19 protein-coding genes are annotated in these 17,496 nt (G+C 64.5%); 8 read left to right on the top strand and 11 right to left on the bottom strand.

Annotated features, from left to right (window positions below):
* Window positions 1-458: 458 nt before the first annotated feature.
* Together ACODTJ_RS11700 and ACODTJ_RS11705 are read left to right on the top strand one after the other, a co-directional pair.
* A complete protein-coding gene (locus tag ACODTJ_RS11700; protein ID WP_454654112.1) occupies window positions 459-647 on the top strand; it encodes a hypothetical protein in 189 nt (62 codons plus the stop codon).
* Between the two features lie 244 nt (window positions 648-891).
* Window positions 892-2,039 (top strand): IS3 family transposase gene (locus tag ACODTJ_RS11705; protein ID WP_454654114.1). Its coding sequence is split into 2 segments (ribosomal slippage): window positions 892-1,138 and window positions 1,138-2,039, totalling 1,149 coding nucleotides; the frame shifts between segments, so codons are not numbered across the junction.
* On the opposite strand, the gene ACODTJ_RS11710 is transcribed toward ACODTJ_RS11705, so the two are convergent.
* The 3 genes from ACODTJ_RS11710 to ACODTJ_RS11720 all read right to left on the bottom strand — a co-directional run bounded on the left by ACODTJ_RS11710 (window position 2,031) and on the right by ACODTJ_RS11720 (window position 4,159).
* The gene (locus ACODTJ_RS11710) at window positions 2,031-2,297 is read right to left on the bottom strand and encodes a CopG family ribbon-helix-helix protein (protein ID WP_454654115.1); all 267 of its coding nucleotides are present in this window, start codon (window positions 2,295-2,297) and stop codon (window positions 2,031-2,033) included. The genes ACODTJ_RS11705 and ACODTJ_RS11710 overlap by 9 nt on opposite strands.
* A gap of 269 nt (window positions 2,298-2,566) precedes the next feature.
* Window positions 2,567-3,556: a 3'-5' exonuclease gene (locus tag ACODTJ_RS11715; RefSeq protein WP_488848975.1), complete on the bottom strand. Its 990-nt coding sequence runs from the start codon at window positions 3,554-3,556 to the stop codon at window positions 2,567-2,569.
* Between the two features lie 228 nt (window positions 3,557-3,784).
* Window positions 3,785-4,159 carry a VOC family protein gene (locus tag ACODTJ_RS11720; RefSeq protein WP_454654117.1) on the bottom strand — a complete coding sequence of 125 codons (375 nt, stop codon included), beginning with the start codon at window positions 4,157-4,159 and terminating at the stop codon, window positions 3,785-3,787.
* Between the two features lie 1,205 nt (window positions 4,160-5,364).
* Between ACODTJ_RS11720 and ybaK the strand changes: the two genes are divergently transcribed.
* Together ybaK and ACODTJ_RS11730 are read left to right on the top strand one after the other, a co-directional pair.
* Window positions 5,365-5,838 carry a Cys-tRNA(Pro) deacylase gene (gene ybaK, locus ACODTJ_RS11725; RefSeq protein WP_488848885.1) on the top strand — a complete coding sequence of 158 codons (474 nt, stop codon included), beginning with the start codon at window positions 5,365-5,367 and terminating at the stop codon, window positions 5,836-5,838.
* 234 nt (window positions 5,839-6,072) lie between these two features.
* Window positions 6,073-7,695, top strand: a complete 1,623-nt coding sequence (locus ACODTJ_RS11730) for an ABC-F family ATP-binding cassette domain-containing protein (RefSeq protein WP_488848887.1) — start codon at window positions 6,073-6,075, stop codon at window positions 7,693-7,695.
* A 250-nt stretch (window positions 7,696-7,945) separates the two neighbouring features.
* Here ACODTJ_RS11730 and ACODTJ_RS11735 read toward each other — a convergent pair whose 3' ends face one another.
* The 4 genes from ACODTJ_RS11735 to ACODTJ_RS11750 all read right to left on the bottom strand — a co-directional run bounded on the left by ACODTJ_RS11735 (window position 7,946) and on the right by ACODTJ_RS11750 (window position 11,994).
* On the bottom strand, window positions 7,946-8,875 hold the full coding sequence (locus tag ACODTJ_RS11735; protein ID WP_454654120.1) for a glutaminase: 930 nt from the start codon (window positions 8,873-8,875) through the stop codon (window positions 7,946-7,948).
* A 109-nt stretch (window positions 8,876-8,984) separates the two neighbouring features.
* Complete coding sequence (locus ACODTJ_RS11740) at window positions 8,985-10,178, bottom strand: GGDEF domain-containing protein (RefSeq protein WP_488848888.1); 1,194 nt, start codon at window positions 10,176-10,178, stop codon at window positions 8,985-8,987.
* A gap of 144 nt (window positions 10,179-10,322) precedes the next feature.
* Entirely contained in the window at window positions 10,323-11,117 is a 795-nt protein-coding gene (locus ACODTJ_RS11745) for a class I SAM-dependent methyltransferase (protein ID WP_454654122.1), read from the bottom strand.
* Between the two features lie 121 nt (window positions 11,118-11,238).
* Window positions 11,239-11,994 carry a Crp/Fnr family transcriptional regulator gene (locus ACODTJ_RS11750; RefSeq protein ID WP_488848891.1) on the bottom strand — a complete coding sequence of 252 codons (756 nt, stop codon included), beginning with the start codon at window positions 11,992-11,994 and terminating at the stop codon, window positions 11,239-11,241.
* Between the two features lie 181 nt (window positions 11,995-12,175).
* On the opposite strand from ACODTJ_RS11750, the gene ACODTJ_RS11755 reads away from it, so the two are divergent.
* Window positions 12,176-12,457 carry a hypothetical protein gene (locus ACODTJ_RS11755; RefSeq protein WP_454654125.1) on the top strand — a complete coding sequence of 94 codons (282 nt, stop codon included), beginning with the start codon at window positions 12,176-12,178 and terminating at the stop codon, window positions 12,455-12,457.
* Between the two features lie 84 nt (window positions 12,458-12,541).
* Here ACODTJ_RS11755 and ACODTJ_RS11760 read toward each other — a convergent pair whose 3' ends face one another.
* Genes ACODTJ_RS11760 through ACODTJ_RS11770 form a run of 3 tightly spaced genes read right to left on the bottom strand, consistent with a single transcriptional unit; the run spans window position 12,542 to window position 14,992 of the window.
* Entirely contained in the window at window positions 12,542-14,191 is a 1,650-nt protein-coding gene (locus ACODTJ_RS11760; protein WP_454654127.1) for a histidine kinase dimerization/phosphoacceptor domain -containing protein, read from the bottom strand.
* Window positions 14,191-14,805, bottom strand: coding sequence for a sigma-70 family RNA polymerase sigma factor (locus ACODTJ_RS11765; RefSeq protein ID WP_454658899.1), 615 nt, complete (start codon window positions 14,803-14,805; stop codon window positions 14,191-14,193). Before ACODTJ_RS11765 ends, ACODTJ_RS11760 begins: the two co-directional genes overlap by 1 nt.
* Window positions 14,792-14,992 carry a NepR family anti-sigma factor gene (locus ACODTJ_RS11770; RefSeq protein WP_454654129.1) on the bottom strand — a complete coding sequence of 67 codons (201 nt, stop codon included), beginning with the start codon at window positions 14,990-14,992 and terminating at the stop codon, window positions 14,792-14,794. Before ACODTJ_RS11770 ends, ACODTJ_RS11765 begins: the two co-directional genes overlap by 14 nt.
* Window positions 14,993-15,249: 257 nt before the next feature.
* Here ACODTJ_RS11770 and ACODTJ_RS11775 point away from each other — a divergent pair, with 257 nt between their 5' ends.
* The 3 genes from ACODTJ_RS11775 (at window position 15,250) to ACODTJ_RS11785 (ending at window position 17,211) form a co-directional block, all read left to right on the top strand.
* Window positions 15,250-16,044 (top strand): response regulator, encoded by a 795-nt coding sequence (locus ACODTJ_RS11775; RefSeq protein WP_454654131.1) that lies wholly within the window; start codon window positions 15,250-15,252, stop codon window positions 16,042-16,044.
* 139 nt (window positions 16,045-16,183) lie between these two features.
* On the top strand, window positions 16,184-16,348 hold the full coding sequence (locus ACODTJ_RS11780; protein WP_454654133.1) for a hypothetical protein: 165 nt from the start codon (window positions 16,184-16,186) through the stop codon (window positions 16,346-16,348).
* 200 nt (window positions 16,349-16,548) lie between these two features.
* Window positions 16,549-17,211, top strand: coding sequence for an extensin-like domain-containing protein (locus ACODTJ_RS11785; RefSeq protein ID WP_454654135.1), 663 nt, complete (start codon window positions 16,549-16,551; stop codon window positions 17,209-17,211).
* Between the two features lie 5 nt (window positions 17,212-17,216).
* Here the strand turns inward: ACODTJ_RS11785 and ACODTJ_RS11790 are convergent, their stop codons facing one another.
* Window positions 17,217-17,447 (bottom strand): hypothetical protein, encoded by a 231-nt coding sequence (locus ACODTJ_RS11790; protein ID WP_454654137.1) that lies wholly within the window; start codon window positions 17,445-17,447, stop codon window positions 17,217-17,219.
* Between the last annotated feature and the right edge of the window lie 49 nt (window positions 17,448-17,496).

Genomic DNA, 17,496 nt, shown 5'->3' on the forward strand with positions numbered 1-17,496 from the left:
AAACTTGGACGCCGATCCCCCGCCTCATGGGGTCAAACTTGCACGCCGAAACACATATGGTCGAACCGATGAGCATGGCGCCCCTATAGGCGGTAGCGTACCGCTAAGAAAAGAGGCGACCCGCAGCAGAATTTCCGCGTGGCTGAAGTAAAATTTAGCAGCAACCTAAAATTGAGCGGACCCGCAGAGGCTACTGCTGATCCCAACGCAGCGCGGCGCTCCCCGAATATGCTGCCGTGAGTCAATCTAACGCGAAGATGCAAACGCCAGGGTCCGACTTATGACTGGATCGTCCGCGCGGGAGTCCTGGTTTGGACGAAATCCGGGCCGCCTTTAGCGCTCGCAAAGCGTAAGCCCCAGCCAAGTTCGTCACGAGAACTGCCCCAGGCCGGAAAGGATTATCGACGCCGAAATTTTTTGAGGTATCACACCCCCTGAACCCATCGCTGAGGCCCATCGTGTATCAAGTTCGCTCTACCTTCCGCAGCTCAACCACCACCGACCGCGCCGCAACGGCGGTCGACGCGCTGCGGATTTTTCGCGAGGCGCAAGCCAAACCATTTCTGCGCGCCTGCGCTGTCCTGCGTAGGGGTGTGATTATGAGCCAGGACGAGCTCGAAAAAGCAGCCCGAGGCGAAAGCGCCTAAGTTTGACTGCCTTCTCGCGGTTCTCTGAACTGGCTGACCTCCGTGAGTGTGTATAGCTCGCCCGCAGCCAGCAATGACTCTGATCCCGTAGGTATCGTGCTTCCTCGGGGATGTGGGCTCTCGCCTCCGACGAACGCCAGACCTTCACCAAGAGACCTTGCTGCGAATGATTCTTTCCAGTTCTGGCCTGCTGCCGGTTTCGTGGACACCGAGATTGGGTGTTTCATGAAACCGGAGGTGGCGTATGCGGCGACGACAGTTTGGGCGTGAGTTCAAGATCGAGGCGGTTCGCCTGATCAAGGATCGCGGAGTGAGTGTGCCGCAGGCGTCTCGGGACCTGGATGTCCATGAGAACCAGTTGCGCAAATGGGTGAAGCTCTTTTCTGCCGATCCAGCGCAAGCCTTTCCCGGCCACGGCCAGATGAAGCCGGAGCAGCTTGAGATCGAGAAGCTGCGGCGCGAGGTGGCCAAGCTCAAGGCGGAGCGCGACATCTTAAAAAAGGCCGCAGCCTACTTCGCGAAGGACGTGACATGAGGTTCACGTTCATTGCGAAGCACCGGGGGATCTGGCCGGTGGCATGGCTTTGCGAAGCGCTGGATGTGTCGCGCTCGGGCTTCCATGCCTGGCTCAACCGATCACCGAGCCGTCGAGCACGCGACGACGAGGAGATCGGCAACAGGGTCCGGGCAAGCTTCCTTGGTTCGGATCGGACCTATGGTGCCAGGCGTGTCTGGCGGGACGTGCTGGCGGAAGGCATCGATTGCGGCCTGCATCGCATCGAGAGGCTGATGCGTGCCCAGGCTTTGCGTGCCAGGCCGCGTCGGCGCAGCCTGCCCAAGGACGGTGGCCAGCGATCGGCCATCGCGCCGAATACGCTCGGCCGGGAGTTCCATGCCGAGCGTCCGAACCAGCGCTGGATCGCCGACTTCACCTATATCTGGACCGCAGAGGGCTGGCTGTACGTTGCCGCCGTCATCGATCTCTTCTCCCGCCGTGTGGTGGGCTGGTCGATGAAGCCCGAAATGACCGCCGGGCTCGTGACCGATGCGCTGATAATGGCGATCTGGCGCAGAGGAAAGCCGGATGCCCTGCTGCAGCATTCGGACCAGGGCAGCCAGTATGCCAGCGAGCAGTTCCAGAAGCTCATGGCCGACAACGGCGTCACCTGCTCGATGAGCCGCTCCGGCAATGTCTGGGACAACGCCGCGATGGAGAGCTTCTTCTCGTCGCTGAAGACCGAGCGGATCAGAGGCAGGGTGTACCGGACACGTGACGATGCTCGTGCCGACGTGTTCGATTACATCGAGCGCTTCTACAATGCCGTTCGCAGGCACTCGACCATCGGCTACATCAGCCCGGTCGAGTTCGAAAAGAAGGTCGGGTTAGCTTAACTGAGCGTCCACGAAACCGGCAGCAGGCCATTCCGCGATCACGTCGTCAGAGTCGTGACCGCCGCCTTCCGCGGCCTCTTCACGTCCACGAAGTATCGCGAGGCAATCGGCTCCCTCGCTGGCCAGATACAACCGCAGCGCTCGAACGATCACCCAGGAGCGCGTGCGCTCGGAGACCTTGGCGATCTTCTCGATGTCAGCCAGGACGTCGACGGGGACCCTCAACGCGATCGGGTCGGATAGCTCAGCTTTGCTCATTTGGATAATCTCAATTTGTAATACAGCGTATAACAAAAGGGATACGCGTCAAGCTTGGCGCGCAGACTTGGCCTCACCGTCCCCGACCAAGCGGCGCGTATGTGCCGGCTGACGTCCAATCGCGATCCAGTGCTTGAGCGGATCCAACCATGGCACGTCCTGCACCCGCAGGTGATGGCGGTGTAGAGCCAGTTGGGATCGAGATTGAGGGCGTCGATCCTCAGCTACTTGAATGCGACGAGTTGGGCGCTTGAGAGAATTACGCCTACCTACGCGCGATATCGATCCAGCGCGGTTAGGCGCGAAGTGAGGGGCTCCGCGTCTTCCCAACCGTAGATGTCGGTACGAAGATAACGGAGCTCATCGTTGCAGAGCTCTTCATCGATCTCGATCCACCAGGCTCGGGGCCGACCGTCACTCCCGTCGGACCAGCGATAGCCTCGGCCTTTGAGGTGGTCCTTCATATCGAAGGGCGCGTTCTCCGCGTAGATGCGGACCCGACTCTGTTGGCTCGATCGGAGAAGCGCAGCGAAAGGCGAAAGCCCATCCTCTCCCACCGGACGGGCCAACACTTCCAGCAGCGCGTTACAATCGTCCGTCGCTCGATGCCCCTCATGAAACAGACCGGATTGTCCGACGAGGTAGCCGAGTTTGTTTCCCTCGAAGCCAAGATCCGCCCACGGGACCTCCCTGACGGAGCATGCCCAGGCCTTCGCAGCGAAAGTCCGCGAGAGGCTCTCGCAAAACGGCCTATCGAACGCAGCGTTGTGTGCGATCACCAGGTCCGCTGGATCCACCAGAGCATCGAGGGCGGGCAAGTCGATTTCCAGGCCCGCCACCAGCTCATCGGTGATCCCGGTCAGGCGCGTAATCTCGGCTGGGATCGGTTCCGACGGCTGGCGCAACCCGCTGTAGACGCCAACGACATCGCCGATCACTCCCTCGTTGTCGTAGGTGAACGCGACCGCCCCGATTTCGATGACCTCATCCTTGGCGTGGTTCAGACCCGTCGTCTCCGTATCGACCAGGACCGCAAGGTTCGGAAAGGCGCTTTCAGCCCGCGGGATGACGGCGCGCGGTACAAGCTTCCGTAGAATCCTGAAGCGCCCAGTCTGCTCTAGTCGTTGAGCGGCTTCGTCGTCGTCCCAGCCGACGTGTGGCGGCGCTGCAGGCTGACGCTTCCTCGGCGCTGGCCGCGGCGTCTCCCGGTAACCGGGCGCGTCATCAAACAGGTCGGCCTGAGCAGAGCTTGTCTTCATGTCGTTGTTGTCTATCCCTGCGCTCTGCACGCGCCGGTCACGATAGGAGCCGACGAGCCGGTGTGCCACCGTCCTTCTACCGCCGTCACTGGACTTCTAGAGCCTCGGCCTTCCTGCGTGGAGTCAGGATTTCTCGTCTCATGGATACCAGGAGTCCGATTTTTGCAGAAGAACTACGCGGAGAGACAACTATTTGCTGCGCACGGATCCCCGCGAGGCCGGCTTTGGTTAGTTCCTCGCCTGGGAGCGGGCGGTGAGCTTGTTGCCGTCGGGGTCGCGAAGGTAGGCCACAAAAGCTCCGTTCGGGCGCTCGCTGGGTGGGCTCTCGATCGCAGTCCCGCCATGCGAGGTGCCGGCCTGGTGCCAAGCGAGGACATGGTCACGGCTCGCAGCGGCGATGCCAATTGTCCCGCCATTGGCCGAGGTCGCCGGATTGCCGTCGATCGGCTTCGTGATCATCAAGCGGCCGCCTTCATGGGCATAAATCAGCCGGCCGCCGGCATCCATCTCGCCGGGCTCGCCGCCCAGCGCGGCGAATGTGGCGTCGTAGAAAGCGCGAGCCCGCTCTAGGTCGTTGCTGCCGATCATGACGTGAGTGAACATGCTTCTCTCCAATGACCTGTGCCGGACGATATCAGCGGTACGCGGAATGATCGGCTAGCCGTGGCTCGATCTGCAGAAATACCGGTTTGCCCCTCAATCCCTCGGGCACACCTTCGCAGACGGTAGCCGATTTTCCACTGTGGCGACCAACTGGGCTGAGTCAGGATTTTGCCGCTGCGGTCGGATTTGTGTCCGATTTCTGCGACAGTGTGCTCCTCGGAGGTAATCTTTTCCGTCAGCTGGGCTTCACGAGCCCAACTTACTCGTGAAGCGATCGTCAGGTCGGTAGCAGGCGTATCCTTGTGATTACGGGGATCCAGTTTGTGCAGGCGGCCCTGCCGAAATCAGCTGCCGCCTTCGGCACTGGAGATTCCCGTCGACCTGGCCGACGGTCCGTGCAGCCAACCTCCTGCATGCAATCCCCTGCCTTGAGGGCGTTTCAGCGGGCAAGTGCCGGGCTTCCGACCGCTCCGACTTGCTCAGCCATCGCCAAGCAGCCCGATCGAGACGATCGCGATTCACCGGTCTGGCGCTCGACAAGCTCTTTCGCTGTTCTGAGTCCGCTATCCGTTGAGGGAAGCCATCGAGTCCGAGTTCTGCGGGTAATCTTAGTGCTGGGGTGGCTTTTTCGGTGAACTCGGAACGATGGAACACTTTTTCGCGTGACACTCGATCTGAGAGTCGAGCGATCGTATAGCTGCGCCCAGGCAGTCCAGAGGGCATTTTTGACCTCCTCAGCAGCGGATGGGCGTCGATTCAAGGCAAAGGGCCAACGCGCCCGCTCCGGCCGAATGGGTCTGTCGCCTGCGGAGGCGCAGCGCTATCTCGGCTACGCCGGAGAAACCGCTTTTGACGTCACTCCAACACCTTGAGTCTGGCTTTCACGAGCAACCAGAGATCTTGGGGCATGGTTCTGCTGCAATTTACGCTATAGGGGCTGGCTTCTTCGACATCCCGCAAACCTGGACGCGGGTGGTTAGGCGTTAGACAGGCCGAATAGCCGTGCCAGAGAAGCCCTGGAGAGCAAAATTCTGCGGGGTTTTTCGTTGAGTCACGCTTTTGCGAGGGACCCTAGATCGAGTCTCGTAACTGCGTTTCGCGAGTCAGAGGATGTCGAACGCCTTCAGGCAAGACCCATTGATATTACGAGGAAATCTCTGCAGAGAGAGTCAGAGATTTATGTTCCCCCACACGACGTCCGGACGATGGCCCAGACGACGCCCGCCACGCTGGCGCTGAAGCAGCTCGGAATCCGTTTCGAGCTGCACAGCTATACCTACGATCCGAATGCCGAGCGCGTCGGGTTGCAGGCGGCGGAGGCGCTGGGCGAGCCGCCCCATCGCGTGCTCAAGACGCTGATCGCGCAGGTCGACGGCAAGCCGGTCTGCATCGTGCTAGCCTCCGACCGCGAGGCCAGCATGAAGAAGGTCGCAGCGGGTTTCGGCGGGAAGGCTGCGGCAATGATGCCGGTGCCGGATGCCGAGCGCCTGACCGGCTACAAGGTCGGCGGGGTCAGCCCCTTCGGCCAGAAGCGCAAATTGCCGACGATCGTGGACGAGGCGGCCTCTTCGGAAGCACTGGTCTATGTCAACGGCGGCCAGCGCGGCCTGCAGATCGCGCTGGCGCCCGCCGATCTCCTCAGCGCGGCCAATGCCCGCAGCGCGGTCATCTCGGCCTGATCACGGCCAATAGCCTTCCCCTGACCGCCTTCATCGCGTAGAGCGCTCTCCAATCAATTCATCCATCCTCCGTCATCCCGGACAAGCCGCGACGCGGCGCCGATCCGGGATCCATCGTAGAGCTTCGGCACCCCTCGATGGATCCCGGGTCAAGCCCGGGATGACGGCGCGGTTCCGCCAATCGTCGACCCACGGCGGCAATTGGCGCCGCACCTTCCAAGGTTCCCCATTTCCATGATCCGCCTCGAGAACATCAGCAAGCAGAACGGAAAGCAGATCGTCTTCATCGAGGCCTCGGCAGGGCTTCTGAAGGGCGAGAAGGTCGGGCTGGTCGGGCCGAACGGCGCCGGCAAGACCACGCTCTTCCGGATGATCACCGGCGAGGAAGCGCCCGACGAAGGCGTGGTCTCGACCGATCGCGGCATCACCATCGGCTATTTCAGCCAGGATGTCGGCGAGATGGCCGGGCGCAGCGCCGTCGCCGAGGTGATGGACGGCGCAGGCCCCGTCAGCACGGTCGCGGCCGAGCTTGCGGAGCTGGAAGCCGCCATGGTCGATCCCGACAGGGCCGACGAGATGGAAGAGATCATCACCCGCTATGGCGAGGTGCAGGGCCGCTTCGAGGAGCTCGACGGCTATGCGCTCGATGGGCGCGCGCGGGAGGTGCTCGCGGGCCTCGGCTTCAGCGAAGAGATGATGGAGGGCGATGTCGGCGGCCTCTCCGGCGGCTGGAAGATGCGCGTCGCGCTCGCCCGCATCCTCTTGATGCGCCCCGATGCGATGCTGCTCGACGAGCCGTCGAACCATCTCGACCTCGAAAGCCTGATCTGGCTCGAATCTTTCCTGAAGAACTATGACGGCGCCGTGCTGATGACCTCGCATGACCGCGAGTTCATGAACCGCATCGTCGGCAAGATCATCGAGATCGATGGCGGCGCGCTGACCAGCTATTCCGGCGATTACGAGTTCTACCAGCAGCAGCGGGCTCTGGCCGAGAAGCAGATGCAGGCGCAGTTCGAGCGCCAGCAGGCGATGCTCGCCAAGGAGATCGCCTTCATCGAGCGCTTCAAGGCGCGCGCCTCCCATGCCGCGCAGGTGCAGAGCCGGGTCAAGAAGCTCGACAAGATCGAGCGCGTCGAGCCTCCGCGGCGGCGCCAGAGCGTCGCCTTCGAGTTCCAGCCGGCGCCGCGCTCGGGCGACGACGTCGTCAGCATCAAGAACGTCAACAAGGCCTATGGCAGCCGCAGCATCTATGACGGGCTGAACTTCCAGATCCAGCGCAAGGAGCGCTGGTGCGTGCTCGGCGTCAACGGCGCCGGCAAGTCGACCCTGCTGAAGCTGGTCACCGGCACGACGGAGCCGGATGCCGGCACCGTCAATATCGGCGCCAGCGTCAAGCTCGGCTATTTCGCCCAGCACGCCATGGAGGTGCTCGACGGCGAGCGCACCGTGTTCGAGGCGCTGGAGGATCGCTTTCCGCAGGCGGGACAGGGCTCGCTGCGGCCGCTCGCCGGCTGCTTCGGTTTCTCGGGCGACGATGTCGAGAAGCGTTGCCGCGTGCTCTCCGGCGGCGAAAAGGCGCGGCTCGTCATGGCGATGATGCTCTATGATCCGCCGAACTTCCTGGTGCTGGACGAGCCGACCAACCACCTGGACATCGCCACCAAGGAAATGCTGATCACGGCGCTCTCGAACTACGAGGGCACGATGCTCTTCGTCAGCCACGACCGGCATTTCCTCGCCGCGCTGTCGAACCGCCTGCTGGAGCTGACGCCGGATGGCGTCCATGCCTATGGCGGCGGCTACACCGAATATGTCGCCCGCACCGGGCAGGAAGCGCCGGGCCTGCGGAGCTGACGGCAAGGCGCGCGTCTTTCCGCGGCAGGCCGCAGGCCTGAACCCGGAACCCATGAACACGACGCTGCTCCAGCTCGTCATGCTCGCCCTTGTGGCGAGCATCCACGTCTTGAACACCGCATGGCACGGAGGAAGACGTGGATGGTCGGGACAAGCCCGACCATGACGGAAACGCGTGTTCATGGATTCCGGGCTCGCCGCTGCGCGGCGCCCCGGAATGACCGAGAGGTTCCCGTTCGAATGGCAACCCCTACCGCGCGAAGACCGACCAGCCCGTCGCGTCCGCCAGGCGTTCCAGCGCCAGTGTGCCGAGCAGGGAATTGCCGTTGGCGTTGAGGCCGGGCGACCAGACCGCGATCGCGGCCTTGCCCGGCGCGATCGCCAAAATGCCGCCGCCGACACCCGACTTGCCGGGCAGGCCGACGCGGAAGGCGAAATCGCCCGAGGCGTCATAATGGCCGCAGGTCAGCATCAACGCGTTGATGCGCCGCGCCCGCTGGCCTGAGACGACGCGCGACCCGCCGGGCTCGTAATAGCCGCCATGCATCAGGAAGCGCCCGGCCATGGCGAGCTGGCGGCAACTCATCGCGATGGCGCATTGGTGGAAATAGACGCCGAGCGTCAGCTCGGGCGCATGGGTGATGTTGCCGAAGGCCTTCATGTAATTGGCCAGCGCGATATTGCGGAAGCCCGTCGCCTGCTCGGCCCGCGCCACCGCCTCGTCGATGATGATCGTGTCGTCATCGGCGAGATAGCGCATGAAGCGCAGCAACTCGCCGATGGCGACGCGCGGCTCGTGGCCGGCGAGGTTGATATCGGCGACGACGAGGGCGCCGGCATTGATGAAGGGATTGCGCGGCACGCCCTGCTCGCGCTCGAGCTGGACGATCGAGTTGAACGGCGTGCCGGACGGCTCGCGCCCGACCCGGCGCCAGAGCGTGTCGCCGACCTTGCCGAGCGCCTGCGTCAAGGCGAAGACCTTCGAGACGCTCTGGATCGAGAACGGCTCCTCGCTGTCACCGGACGCATGAATCTCGCCATCGGCCGTCACGACGCAGAGCCCGAACTGGCGGGGATCGATGCGAGCGAGCGGCGGGATATAGGTCGCGACCTCGCCGCGCTCCTCGGCACCGCGCATCTCGTCGGTGATGTCGCGGACCAGCCGCCCGATATCCGTCACGCTTCCCGCCCCGGCTGTTCCGTCTCGGCGCGACAGCCAAGCCCCAGCCCGCGCTTGCGGTCAAGCCGAACCGATGCCGGCGACGGAGCCTTGCGAGATCGAATAGCGGCTATTGCAGCCGCAACGAGCGCCCGCCCGAGACACGCGCGTCGAGGACGGAGCGCTGCCCGGCGATGACGCAGAGCGACTTGCCGCGCGACTTCGCCTGATAGAGCGCCGCATCGGCGGCCGTCATCAGGCTGTTCATGTCGCGGCCATGCTCGGGCGCCAGCGCGATGCCGACGGAGGCGCCGATGCTGAGCTGATGTCCGCTGTCGAGCTCGTAAGGTTCCGAGATCTCGCGCACGATACGCTCGCCGAAGCGCTGGAGCTGCACCCGCTCGGTCTGTTCGGACAGCACCACGAATTCGTCGCCGCCGATGCGCGCCGCGATATCGGTGCTGCGGACGAGGCCACGCAAGCGCTCTGCGACAAGCTGGAGCAGCGCATCGCCTGCCATATGCCCGTAATTGTCGTTGACCGCCTTGAAGCCGTCGAGGTCGAGATAGACCAGCGCCAGCCCCCGTGGCGCAGCCTCGCTTTCGAAGCGGGTGGCGAAGGCCTTGGCCAACCCGGTCCGGTTGGAGAGGCCGGTGAGCATATCGTGCCGCGCATGGAAGGCATTCTCGCGCTCGGCCCGCATGGTCGAGATCAGCATGGCGTTGAGCTTGTAGGCGGCGACCGTCATGCTGAAGAGATAGAGCGGAATCTGCATGAAGGTGATCAGCAGCATCGGCTCGGCCAGGAAGGGCGTCGCGAGCACGCAGGGGCCGAGCGTCAGCCCGATCATCACGCCGGCCATGCGCGGCGCGGCGAAGTTGCGGAAGCAGATGCCGCCGACCATCGCAGCGGCGGAGAGACAGGCGAGCGTCGCGGCGACCCAATCGCCGCTCATCAGGCACAGGAAAGTACCCGCCCCGATGCCGGCCGCCCAGGCGACGCCGAGCAGCAAATAGAGATCGGTCGGGGTCGAGGCGCCGCGCGCGGCCCGACGACGGGCATGGATCAGCACGACGAGGCGGATGCTGCAGCACACAAGCTCGAAGGCGCACCACAGCATGAAGGGCAGGGTCGGGATGCGCCAGGCGATCAGGAACGAGACCGCGAGCGAATTGATCACGCCGCCAGCAAAGATCGGCAGCGTGCCGTAAAGGCTACCGATCAGCGCGACCCGGATTTCCGGCGGCACATCCGGCCCGGCATCCGCCAGCCAACGCGTCAGGCGCCAACGCGGCAAACTGTAACGGAGGACTGCGCCACTCATCGGCTGTTTAGGCTCCTCACTGGCAGGCCGGCCAGCAAGCAGCCGGCCGCGCGTGCTGCCTAACGGCGAGGTCTTACGAATCTGTGTGGAAACAGCGACAATTCACGCGAAACGCCGATGACGCAGCGTCAATTCGGCTGAAAATCAACGAATTTGGCGATAAACCCAGACTCGCGCCGGCGGGATGTTGCGGAGCACCCAGTCGGACACGAAGGCCTTGAGCCCCGAGCCCTTGCGCGGGATCGGCGAGATCACCGAATAGGTGAACTGGATGAAGGGCGCGCCCTCGACAAGCAGCGGAAAAGCCTCGCGCGCCAGGGCCGAACGCGTGGCCGGAGGGCGGTTGAACAGCGGCAGGCTGGAGACCAGCGCGATCGCCTTCTCCTGGAGATGGCCGGCAAGCGTCGCCGAGAGGGCATAGGCATCGCCCTGCACGATCGTCGCCCGCGGAAAGCGTTTGCTCAGCAACTCGCAGAATTCGGGGCTGTACTCGACGAGGATCAGGCGGCTTTCGTCGATGCCGCGCTCGATCAGCGCTTCCGTGACCGGGCCGGTGCCGGGGCCGATCTCGATGACCGGGCCGGACTGCTCGGGATCGACGAAAGAGGCCATGCGCTTGGCCAGTGCCGGACTCGATGGCGTGACCGAGCCGGTCCGGCGGGGATCGTCGATCCAGGACTTGATGAAACGCGCCTCGTCGCCCAGCTTCGCCTTGGCCTCGCTGACGCGGCTCTTGAACTTCTCAGCGGTGTTGCGAACCTCGCCCTCGACCTTGTAGCGGACGGCAGCGACCTTCAGCTTCGCCTCGGCCACGCGATCGACGAGATCGGCGGCGGTAACGCGCATCTCGCCCTCGATCCGCGTCGCGACGCGGGACTGCCCGAGACGGGCGGCCAGCGATGCGGCGCGCGGTGGGCGATGGCGAATCGTCGAAGACATGACACCCCTTGAACGCCGCAGAGACGACGCGTCTGACGCAAATCAACGTTACCTGCGCGGCATATGGGGTCAAGAGCGGGCTGTCGCCAAGCCCTTATCCGCTCCGCCATGTGCGAAACCGTCAGATCAGCGGCCTCGGCGCCGTGATCCTTTCGTAAGCCGCAGCCATTCGGGCCGTCAGATGCGGGTTCAGCAGCACAAGCCTGCCTCCCGCGAACGAGAAAAGTCCCTCCCGGCGCAGCCGCGACCAGGTCTTGCTGGTATGGACGAGCGAGAGGCCGAGCGCATCGGCGAGCTGCTGCTGCGCGAGCGGGAAATCGAAGCCGTCATTGGTGACGAGCCCGAGCGCATCGGCCCGGTGATAGAGCGAGATGATGAGCGCCGCGAGGCGCTCGCCGGCGCTGCGCTGCCCGACCGAAGTCAGGTTGTCGTCGACCATGCATTCCTCGCGCGAGCCGAGCCAGGAGACTTCATAAGCCAGCGTGGGCATCCGCACGAAGAGGTCCCACAGGCGCTTGCGCGGGAAGACGCAGAGCTCGACATCGGTCAGGGCTTCGATGCCATGCTCGGCGGCCGAAAGCAGCGAAGCCTGCAAGCCCACGAGATCGCCGGGCAGAAGGAAATTCAGGATCTGGCGCTGCCCGTCCGGCAGGGATTTGTAGCGAAAGGCCCAGCCTGAGAAGAGCGTATAGAGCTCTGCGTCCTCCTGGCCGGGATGAATGATGTCCTGGCCGGTGCGCACGGTCCGGTGGTCGGTCTTCATCGTCTGGATGAAGCGGATCTCGTCATCGGTCTTGTCCCTGAAGGCAGGCTTGAGCCGCAAGGGACAAGCGAGGCACGGCGTTCCGAGGCGCCCCGGCCGGCTGGCGATGTTCATGGTCGAATGGCCCCCTATTGCCGGCAGGGAGCCGGCTGCGAGGTAACGCCGAGAGGGCGCTCCCGTTCCGCACGACAAGCGAGTTCCGCGACGCTCAACGCTCAGCGGGAACCGAACCGGCATTTGCAGCGTTTTCCACTCCGAAAGCCGGCCAATCGGCCGGTCAGCCCTGGAGACATCCATGCCGAAGTCCAGCCTCGCGCCGGCCATGCGCGCCATCGTCTTCTTCGGCCTCATGGGCACGGCCGTTTCGGCGCTGACCCTGGGCGCCGGACTCCAGATGCCTGATGACCAGAGCTCGACGACCGTCGCCCTCGCCAAGGCCGAGCGCGGCCATGTCGATAGCCTGCAATTCGCCGCCGTCGACCGCGCCGATCGCCCGCGCAGCGCCGCCCGGCGCGCCATCGCCCTGCCGTCGCAGCAGGCGATGGCCGATGGGCCGGTCACACATATCATTCGCTGAGCCCCTGCCGGTACGGCACGAGAACGCGTCCTCATCCGGGCAGAACCCGAATGGCGGCGCGTTTTCTTATGGGATCAGCCCGTTTCAGGAGCCGTGGTCGATCCGCCAGCGGCCCAGGCTGCGGCCTCGAGGCTCCTGCGTCTGCACGGCCCCGACCTGCGTCAGCAACCCCGCGAAAAGCCGCGGCGGCATGGTGTGCTGGATCTCGCGATCGACCTCGAGCGTGACCTCGATCGCAGACGCATCGATATCCCGGACCTCGACGACGATCCGGACACCCGGCGTGCCTCTCAAAGCCCGGGACGCGACATCCGCTACCAGAAAGCCGAGCGGAATGATCCGGTCCACGGAGAGCGTCGCGACAGTCTCGATCCGGCTCGTCACCCACTGGTCGCGGCTGCGGATGAGATTGGAGATCATCGTAACGACATCGTCGAGGAAGAGATCGACGCGGACCGGCTGCATCTCACCATCGGCGAGGGTGAAGCGATAGGCCGCCGACAGCACATGCACCCGGCATTCGGCATCGGCCAAAGCCAGCCTCGCCTCATCGCGATGGTCGCGCTTGCTCAATCCGATATAGCTCTGCACGACCTGCAGGCTGTTCTTGACCCGATGGTGCAGTTCGCGGACGAGAAAACGGTTGTCGTCGAGCGCGGTCTGGAGGCGGCGCTGGCGAACCTCTTGCTCCTCGACCATGCCATTGAAGGCTTCGGCGACGCTGCGGATGTCGCTGGGCATGCCATCCGCCACCGCGACCCTTACCCGGTTGGTGGAGGTCCTCGATCGGGCGGCCGTCTCGATGTCGCGCAGCCAGCGCAGGCAATGCCTGTCGATCGCCCGCATGCAGACGAGGCAGAGCAGGCCGAGCGTCAGGAGCGGGGCGAGCAGCAGCACGATGAATTGCAGCCGGGCCGCCTCGGCCGGCCGGTCATCGAAGCTCGCAACGATATAGAAATCCGGCTCGGCGACCATGCGGGCTGCAAAAGCGCTCTCTTGCCCGGCCCGGTTCGGCCCCACCCAACGCTCGTGTCTTTCGGGAACGCGGCTCGTGCGCGGCATCCAGGACAGGTCGCGGCCGTCTCCCCGGACAGCGACGACGCCAGCCTCGCGCCCGACCAATGCAACATTCAGGACCTGGCCGTCCTCGCCGAGATCGAAGACGTTCTCAAGCAGTTCAGGGGCGGCCAGGAGAAGCGCCTGCTGCAGCCCTGCGCTTGTCGATGGAATGGATGCGAGAATAGCAAGATAGCGACGGGCACCAACCGTCACCTGATCATAGCGCATCCGGCCGATATCAGCACCATTCCACATCCCGACCGGAGACCGGCCGGCAAGCTGCTGCGCGATTCCGTCCAGCGACTCTGTGGTGAGATCGGCATCGAGCGACCCCGCACAGATCCGCCCGTCCGTATGACGCAGCAGGAAGGCACGGAAACCTGCGGTGCGATCCATCGCTTTGGAGCCGGCATTCGAGCAACCCGCCGTGTCGAGGCCGAGTTCGCTGGCTACGGCGCCGAAGACAAGCAAGGCACGCGACATGCCCCGGTACCAGACGCGGGTGCGTACCGCGAAATCATCGACGGCGCGCGCCTGCGCCGCCTCGATCGCGACGATCGCGGCCCGATAGGTCGCATAGGCCGCAAAAGCGGAGGCACAGGCGATCGGAACGGCGATCACGACCAGCAGGGCCAGCAGACGCGTCCTGACAGTGCTGAAACGCCGCAAACGCATCAGGAGCCAACGGGTTCGGAACCAACTCTCTGCATCGCGGCCGCATTGGTGCGGCCCGGCCCGAGATCGTCGACGCTGCCGATCGAGAGCAGTTCGGCGAGTTTCGTGCGGGCACGGTTGACCCGGCTCTTGATCGTGCCGATCGCCACGCCGCAGATCTCCGCCGCCTCCTCATAGGACAGCCCGGTGGCGCCGACCATGATCAGCACCTCGCGCTGTTCCTCCGGGAGCTTCGCGAGAGCCTTGCGGAAGTCGGCGAGGTCGAGATGGCTCTCCTGGTTGCCATGGGTCGCCATTCGCTCGGCATAGGTCCCCTCGCTGTCTTGCACCTCGCGGCCGCGCTTGCGGTACAGCGAGTAGTAGGTGTTGCGCAGGATGGTGAAGAGCCAGGCGCGCAGGCTGGTGCCCGGTTCGAACTTGTCCGAGTTGCCCCATGCCTTCAGGAGCGTATCCTGAACCAGGTCGTCGGCCAGCTGCATGGAGCCCGAAAGCGAGGCGGCGAAGGCGCGCAGATTGGGAATCTCGCGGATCAGCCCATCCTTGAAGTCTTCGGTCCGGCGTTCCTGGGCCAGAGTCGGGGCCTGGCCGGCAGGCGTCGTGTCACTGGGACTCATCACGCGACACTCCAGCTGCACGCTGCTCGGTCGCCTCAAGCTGCGCGAGCAGCACGAGAAACTTGTCGGGCACAGGTGCGTTCACGATGTCGTCGTAATGGGCCTTGAGGGAGCGGCCGATGGATTCCTGCACCTTCGGGTCCAGAACCAGATCGAAGCCTTCTTCAGGATCGTCCGGTTCAGTCATCGCTGCATCCGACCTGTTCATGTCAGCCCTCGCACCACCGCCGGGCCGGCTTTTCCAGCCGATCCCGCAATCTCAAACCTTGCCATCTCTGGTCTTGCCACGTCCCGCCAGCGTGTCGAAGCCAGGTCGCGATGGCGACACCAATACGCCTTAATAACGGGTATCCTCGGCCAAGGTTCCACGGTTTCGCGAAAATAAATTTCTTGTTTCCGACGCATCCTAAGCCATTATTTCAGCACGTTAAAAGGGACGCGTTCATGTCGATTGCCAAAGAAATTGCGCCTCATCTTCCGTATCTGCGGCGCTTTGCACGGGCGCTCTGCGGCAGCCAGCCGAGCGGCGACGCCTATGTCGTCGCCATGCTCGAAGCGCTCGTCGCGGACCCATCCGGATTCCCGCGTGAGGTCGATCCACGCATCGGCCTGTACAAGACCTTCCTGAAACTGTGGTCCTCGGCCAGCGTCGATGCCGCCGCGCCCGTGGTCGAGCTCTCGCGCGCACCAGCCGAGCGCAATCTCGAGGCGCTGACCCCGCGGCCGCGCCAGGCCTTCCTGCTGCGGACGGTGGAGGGTTTCCCACTCGACGATGTCGCCACCGTGATGGACATCACCGCCGCGGAAGCGTCCGCGCTGATCCAGACCGCCGGCCAGGAAATCGCCGAGCAGGTCGCGACCGAGGTCCTGATCATCGAGGACGAGCCGATCATCGCGCTCGATATCGAGACGATGGTCGAGGAGCTCGGCCACACCGTCACGGGCGTTGCCCGCACGCAGCGTGAGGCGCTCGCGCTCGTCGCCAAGCGGCGGCCCGGCCTCGTGCTGGCCGATATCCAGCTTGCCGACGGCAGCTCCGGCCTCGACGCCGTCAACGAGATCCTGTCCTCGATCGACGTCCCCGTGATCTTCATCACCGCCTATCCCGAGCGGCTCCTCACCGGCGACCGGCCGGAGCCGGCCTTCCTGATCACCAAGCCGTTCCAGCCGGAAGCCGTGAAGGCCGCGATCAGCCAGGCCCTGTTCTTCGACCGCCGCGCCGGCCGCAAGGCCGCCTGACGCCTCGACCACCGTCGAAAGCGATCAAGGCCCGCGGCGCTATCCGCGGGCCTTTTTTCTTGCTGTTCGGAACCCGAACGGAAATGATGCGTTCCGCGTTGAATGACAGTTTGGTTTGCAGTTGGGGAGGGCGTAGATCATGGCGACGACCTGCTTCTCGGCCGCGATCGCGGCACTATCGATCGGGACTGCCCTCTTCTCAGGATTCATCCAACCGGGAGCCCCGAGCGCGGAGTTTCTCTCCCTTGCGCTCGCCGGCCTGACCAGTCTGGCGATCGCCAGCGCCTCGGCCCTGGACAGCTAGGTCACCCCAACCAGCCCGACACAAGCAGGCCGGCCGCACCCGGCGGCGGAGTGCGGTGCCATGACCGCGTCAAAGCGGTCGTGTCGGGCATGGTTGTCGTTGGAATCTGGTTTGCTCCGCTGGACGCTACCGCAGCGCCGGCAACCGCACCGATTTCTCAGCAGCGCCCTCCGTCCCGCCCACCTGAGCTACGGCCATCCATGCCGAACGCCCCGGCGCCGACCGAAGCGCCCACAGCCGCGCCAGCACCTTCGAGTGCAACAAGCGCAGACGCGCCGTCCGGACAGGCGTCATGCCTGGCATCGCTGGGCTCCATACCCGGCAACCGGGTCCTGCCGGCCAGCCCTGATCCCAACAGCAGTGAGCCGGCCTGCCGCGTCAGCGAGCCCGTCCGGGTCGAGGCCCTCGCCATCAGGCGGCCGGGCGGCAGCGCCAGCGTGACCTTCGACCCCCCGCCTGTGCTGAGCTGTGCCATGGCGAAGACCCTGGCCGGCTGGCTCGACGGCAGCGTCCAGCCCTTGGCGCGCGGCCATTTCGAGCGCGACCTCGTGGCCTTGCGCGTCGGTGGCGGTCACGAATGCCGGCGGCGCAACCGGGCCTCGGCCGGCCCTGTCAGCGAGCATGCGACCGGGCAGGCTCTGGATATCTTCGCCTTCAGGCTGGGAAGCGACGGCAACGCGTCGCAGGTCGTGGTGGAGAAGCCGGAGGGTCTGACGCAGAGCCGCTTCCTTGATGCCATCAGGCAATCCGCCTGCGGCGCCTTCATGACCACGCTGGGGCCGGGCTCGGACGCGGCCCATGCCAATCACGTGCATGTCGATATTCAGGAGAGACGCTCGCGCGCCTCCCGCTTCTGCCAGTGACAGGTTTAGTGCGGAAACTCGGCCGAACCGAAGCGGAGGAGGAAACTCTGCCGATCATCGCCCGGAGCGATGTCGCCGACCAACCGGGGGCCGCTGCGGCGCGCGACCATGACCGCCAGCGCAGCCTCCTGATCGAGCCCGGAGGCGACGAGATCCTCCAGCTCCCAGAATGGCGGCAGCGCCATCACGAGATCGGGATCGATTATTGTTGGGGTTTCCCCAAGACGACGACTCACGGACATCGACATTCCCATGCCAAGATGAAACGCCAACGCTACAAACTCC

It is taken from the genome of Allobosea sp. FG18, from assembly GCF_057809495.1.

Coding starts and splice junctions, on each gene's coding strand:
- ACODTJ_RS11785 (WP_454654135.1), top strand. CDS start 16,549: ATGCCGAACGCCCCGGCGCCGACCGAAGCGCCCACAGCCGCGCCAGCA.
- ACODTJ_RS11770 (WP_454654129.1), bottom strand. CDS start 14,992: ATGACTGAACCGGACGATCCTGAAGAAGGCTTCGATCTGGTTCTGGAC.
- ACODTJ_RS11760 (WP_454654127.1), bottom strand. CDS start 14,191: ATGCGTTTGCGGCGTTTCAGCACTGTCAGGACGCGTCTGCTGGCCCTG.
- ACODTJ_RS11715 (WP_488848975.1), bottom strand. CDS start 3,556: ATGAAGACAAGCTCTGCTCAGGCCGACCTGTTTGATGACGCGCCCGGT.
- ACODTJ_RS11780 (WP_454654133.1), top strand. CDS start 16,184: ATGGCGACGACCTGCTTCTCGGCCGCGATCGCGGCACTATCGATCGGG.
- ACODTJ_RS11775 (WP_454654131.1), top strand. CDS start 15,250: ATGTCGATTGCCAAAGAAATTGCGCCTCATCTTCCGTATCTGCGGCGC.
- ACODTJ_RS11720 (WP_454654117.1), bottom strand. CDS start 4,159: ATGTTCACTCACGTCATGATCGGCAGCAACGACCTAGAGCGGGCTCGC.
- ACODTJ_RS11750 (WP_488848891.1), bottom strand. CDS start 11,994: ATGAACATCGCCAGCCGGCCGGGGCGCCTCGGAACGCCGTGCCTCGCT.
- ACODTJ_RS11730 (WP_488848887.1), top strand. CDS start 6,073: ATGATCCGCCTCGAGAACATCAGCAAGCAGAACGGAAAGCAGATCGTC.
- ACODTJ_RS11755 (WP_454654125.1), top strand. CDS start 12,176: ATGCCGAAGTCCAGCCTCGCGCCGGCCATGCGCGCCATCGTCTTCTTC.
- ACODTJ_RS11710 (WP_454654115.1), bottom strand. CDS start 2,297: ATGAGCAAAGCTGAGCTATCCGACCCGATCGCGTTGAGGGTCCCCGTC.
- ACODTJ_RS11765 (WP_454658899.1), bottom strand. CDS start 14,805: ATGAGTCCCAGTGACACGACGCCTGCCGGCCAGGCCCCGACTCTGGCC.
- ACODTJ_RS11745 (WP_454654122.1), bottom strand. CDS start 11,117: ATGTCTTCGACGATTCGCCATCGCCCACCGCGCGCCGCATCGCTGGCC.
- ybaK (WP_488848885.1), top strand. CDS start 5,365: ATGGCCCAGACGACGCCCGCCACGCTGGCGCTGAAGCAGCTCGGAATC.
- ACODTJ_RS11740 (WP_488848888.1), bottom strand. CDS start 10,178: ATGAGTGGCGCAGTCCTCCGTTACAGTTTGCCGCGTTGGCGCCTGACG.